Below are 3,862 nucleotides of genomic sequence, written 5' to 3'. Positions count from 1 at the left end.
CGCCGGAGGATGCGCGCGCGAACCGCGCCGCCTGCGCCACGCTCGCCGCCGCGCTCGGCGTCGCCGCCACGGCGGTCGAGGTCGCGCAGGGGGCCACCAGCCGCGAGAAGACGCTGCGCGTGGCGGGCGACGCGGCACTGCTCGGCCCGCGGCTGGAGACCCTGGCATGAGCGCACGCATCCTGGATGGCAAGGCGATCGCCGCGCGGCTGCGCGCGCGCCTCGCCGAACGCGTCGCGGCACTCCCGTTCCGCCCCGGCCTGCGCGTGGTGCGGGTGGGGGATGATCCGGCCTCTGGCGTCTATGTCCGCAACAAGGACCGCGCGGCGCAGGAGGTCGGCTTCGACAGCGCCACCATCCACCTGCCCGCCGACACCACCGAGGCCGCGCTGCTTGCCACCATCGCGGCCCTGAACGCCGATGCGGCCGTGGACGGCATCCTGGTGCAATTGCCGCTGCCCCCGCAGATCCGCGCCGAGGCCGCCATCGCCGCGGTCGATCCGGCCAAGGACGTCGACGGCTTCCATCCGCTGAACGCCGGGCGGCTCGCCGCCGGGCAGCCGGGCCTCGTGCCCTGCACGCCGCGCGGGGTGATGCACATCCTGGCGGAATCGGGCGTGGCGCTGCGCGGCGCGCGGGCGGTGGTGCTGGGGCGCTCGCAGATCGTGGGCCGGCCCATGGCGCAACTGCTGCTGGGGGCGGATTGCACCGTGACCGTCGCGCATTCCCGCACGCGGGACATCGCCGCCGAATGTCGCCGCGCCGAGGTGCTGGTCGCCGCCGTCGGCCGGCCCGAGATGGTGCGCGGAGACTGGATCGCGCCCGGCGCGGTCGTGGTGGATGTCGGCATCAACCGCCTGGCCGATGGGCGCCTGGTCGGCGACGTGGCTTTCGCCGAGGCCTGCGCCGTGGCGGGCGCCATCACGCCGGTGCCGGGCGGCGTCGGGCCCATGACCATCGCCTGCCTGCTCGAGAACACGCTGGAGGCGGCGCTAGCGCGCCGTGGGACGTGATGGTGGTCTTCTACCGCGCGCTGCAGGTAGTGGGCGTCGCCGGCGTGATCGCCTGCCTGGTGCTGGCTCTCCAGGCGACACCGCTGCTCGGCGCGGAGTGGAACCGTGCACGGCTTCTCTATGGCCTGGCGGGCGCGCTGCCGGCGCTGGCGCTGATCGCGATCGGCGAGATCGGCTGCACGGTGCGCCGCCTGCGCATCGTGCTGGCGCGGATCGACAAGGGGCTGGGCAGCTAGAGGCGTTTCCGCAGGCCTCGGCTGGCGGCAACGCCTCTGGCGCCTTGTTTCTGCGAGCCTCTTCACCCGATCGGGTGATTCCACCTGATCGGGATCTGCTCTACGGCGCGTCGGCCTCGCCCTGCATCGCCGCCGCCACCGCGCGGTCGGCCGGGTCGGCGCTGGCGTGCAGGCCTGCCACCACCCCGGCGCGATCAGCCTCGCTGCGGTTCTGGCTGAGCTTGCGCTTGCCGATCAGCGTCTCGATGCGCAGCACGATTCCGACGATGCCCTTCAGCTGGCCGGCGATGAAGGGTTCCGGCGCATCGGCCACCGCCCAGGGGTCGGCGCGCGGCGCCTCGTGGTGGTCGGTCAGGCGGCTCACCAGGGCGTGCAGGCGGGCGGCATCCTCCACCACCTCGACCGGGCCGATCGCGTGGACGGCCACGTAGTTCCAGGTCGGCACGACGCGCCCGTGCTCCGCCTTGCTGGCGTAGTGGGAGGGCGAGACATAGGCCTCCGGCCCCGGGAAGATGGCGCGCGCCGGCCCGCCCGCCGCCAGTGACCGCCATTGCGGGTTGGCCTTGGCCACATGGCCGTAGAGCGTGCCGTGCGGGCCTTCGCCAGGGTCCAGCAGCAGCGGCAGGTGCGTGGCCTCCGGCGCGCCGCCATCCGGTGCGGCGCTGACCAGCAGCGCCAGGCGCGCCGCGCGCATCACCGCGTGCAGAACCTCGGGACGGTCCTCGCGGAAGGCGGGCGGGGTGTACATGGCGCAATGCTCCTGGAGGGTGCAGGCTATCGCGGTGCCGGCCTCGCGGGGAACCGGCACGCATCGCACGGGAGGCATGCCATGGACGAGGACCGCTTCAACATGGAACTGCGCAAGTTCCTCAAGCAGGTGGGCGTCACCTCCCAGCGCGAGATCGAGAAGGTCGCGCGGGAGCGCACGGGAGATCCAACGCGGGAGGCCGCGGCGCCGGGTCGCGTGCTGCGGCTGCGCATGGCGCTGACCTCGCCCGATGCGCCGGGGCTGAACCATGTCGTCGAAGCCGAACTCCCGCTGGACTGACCGCCCATGACCGATGAGCTGATCCGCCTCACCGCCACCGAGGCCGTGGCGAGGCTGCGCGCGCGGGAGATCACCCCGCTCGACCTGATCGACGCTGCCGCCGCGCGCATCGCGCAGGTGGAGCCGGCGGTGAATGCGCTGCCGACGCTCTGCCTCGATCGCGCGCGCGACCATGCGAAGGCACTGATGCGCGGCGAGCGACGCGAAGCCGAGGGCGAGCCCGGCTGGCTCGCCGGCCTGCCCGTGGCGATCAAGGACCTGACCGAGGTGGCCGGCGTCCGCACCACCTTCGGCAGCCCGATCTTCGCCGACCACGTCCCCGACCGCAGCCACCCGGTGGTCGAGCGCATCGAGCGCCGCGGCGGCGTGGTGATCGCGAAGTCCAACACGCCGGAGTTCGGCGCCGGCGGATCGACCTTCAACGAGGTGTTCGGCCGCACGCGCAACCCGTGGAACACCTCGCTGACGTGTGGGGGCTCGACCGGCGGCGGCGCGGTGGCGCTGGCGACCGGGGAGGTCTGGCTGGCGCATGGCTCTGACCATGGCGGATCGCTGCGCCGGCCGGCGACATACTGTTCCGTCGTGGGGCTGCGGCCCTCGCCCGGCCGCGTGACCCGCGGCGCGCAGGAGGATCTGTGGTCGCCCTTGTCCGTGCAGGGGCCGATGGCGCGCAACATCGCCGACCTGGCGCTGTTCCTCGACACCATGGCGGGCTGGGACATCGACGACCCGATGACCTATGACGCGCCGGGGCGTTCGTATGCCGATGCCGTCGCGGCCGCGGAGGCCGAGAAGCCGCTCCGCATCGCCTTCACCGCCGATTTCGGCGGCGCGCTGCCGATGGACCGCGAGATGCGCGAGATCTGCGCGCGGGAAATGCGCCGCTTCGAAGCCCTGGGGATCGCGGTCGAGGAGATGCACCCCGACCTCGGCGCGCTGAACGAAGCGTTCCTGGTGCTGCGCAGCCAGCATTTCGTGGTGGACCGGGAGGAACTGCTCGCGACGAAGCGCCACCTGCTCAAGCCCGACATCGTCTGGCAGACCGAGCGTGGCCTGGCCGAGACTCCCTCGCGCCTGGCCTGGGCCGAGCATGAGCGCGCGCGGTTCTTCCGCGCCATGCGCGAGATCTTCGCGCGCTGCGATGTGCTGGTGACGCCCGGCGCCTCGACGCCGGCCTTCGACGTGATGCTGCGCGCGCCGGAACGCATCGCGGGCCAGGTGCTCGAAAACTACATGGGCGGGTCGCTGATCAACGCCTTCGCCACACTCGCGAGCTGCCCGGCCGTCGCGGTGCCGTGCGGCTTCGACCGGTACGGCCGGCCGGTCGGGCTGCAGGTGGTGGCACCGCCGCGGCAGGATGCGCGCGCCCTGCAGGTTGCCGCCTTGTTCGAACGCCTCAGCGGCCTCGACCGCAGGCTGCCGATCGACCCGCGCCCCGGCGAGGTTCCGCCCTACGAGTGAGCACCAGGCGGACGACGGCTTCGCCGCCCCGGCGCGCGCGCGGCGCCGGGCCGATGGTCGCTCGCCCCACCTGCGTCGGGCATGCGCGCCGCCGGCGCGCGAGGC

At 73.5% G+C, this 3,862-nt stretch carries 6 protein-coding genes; 5 read left to right on the top strand and 1 reads right to left on the bottom strand.

The annotated features are described in order from the left end of the window. The 3 genes from HW578_RS24040 to HW578_RS24030 all read left to right on the top strand — a co-directional run. On the top strand, positions 1–170 hold a 170-nt coding region (locus HW578_RS24040), incomplete at its 5' end, for a DUF167 family protein (RefSeq protein WP_198373234.1). Continuing rightward, complete coding sequence (gene folD / locus HW578_RS24035) at positions 167–1,012, top strand: bifunctional methylenetetrahydrofolate dehydrogenase/methenyltetrahydrofolate cyclohydrolase FolD (protein WP_198373233.1); 846 nt, start codon at positions 167–169, stop codon at positions 1,010–1,012. The genes HW578_RS24040 and folD, both read left to right, overlap by 4 nt. Further along, positions 1,012–1,248, top strand: coding sequence for a hypothetical protein (locus tag HW578_RS24030; RefSeq protein WP_232479245.1), 237 nt, complete (start codon positions 1,012–1,014; stop codon positions 1,246–1,248). Before folD ends, HW578_RS24030 begins: the two co-directional genes overlap by 1 nt. Positions 1,249–1,348: 100 nt before the next feature. On the opposite strand, the gene HW578_RS24025 is transcribed toward HW578_RS24030, so the two are convergent. Then, positions 1,349–1,996, bottom strand: coding sequence for an FMN-binding negative transcriptional regulator (locus HW578_RS24025; protein WP_198373231.1), 648 nt, complete (start codon positions 1,994–1,996; stop codon positions 1,349–1,351). 81 nt (positions 1,997–2,077) lie between these two features. Here HW578_RS24025 and HW578_RS24020 point away from each other — a divergent pair, with 81 nt between their 5' ends. Then, on the top strand, positions 2,078–2,296 hold the full coding sequence (locus HW578_RS24020) for a DUF6494 family protein (protein ID WP_198373230.1): 219 nt from the start codon (positions 2,078–2,080) through the stop codon (positions 2,294–2,296). A 6-nt stretch (positions 2,297–2,302) separates the two neighbouring features. Further along, entirely contained in the window at positions 2,303–3,757 is a 1,455-nt protein-coding gene (locus HW578_RS24015) for an amidase (protein ID WP_198373229.1), read from the top strand. Positions 3,758–3,862 lie beyond the last annotated feature (105 nt).

Source organism: Roseomonas rosulenta (assembly GCF_016106005.1).
GTDB classification, from domain to species: Bacteria; Pseudomonadota; Alphaproteobacteria; order Acetobacterales; family Acetobacteraceae; genus Neoroseomonas; species Neoroseomonas rosulenta.
Note: the sequence above shows the minus strand (reverse complement) of the source record. Positions and strands in the feature narration are given on the sequence as shown.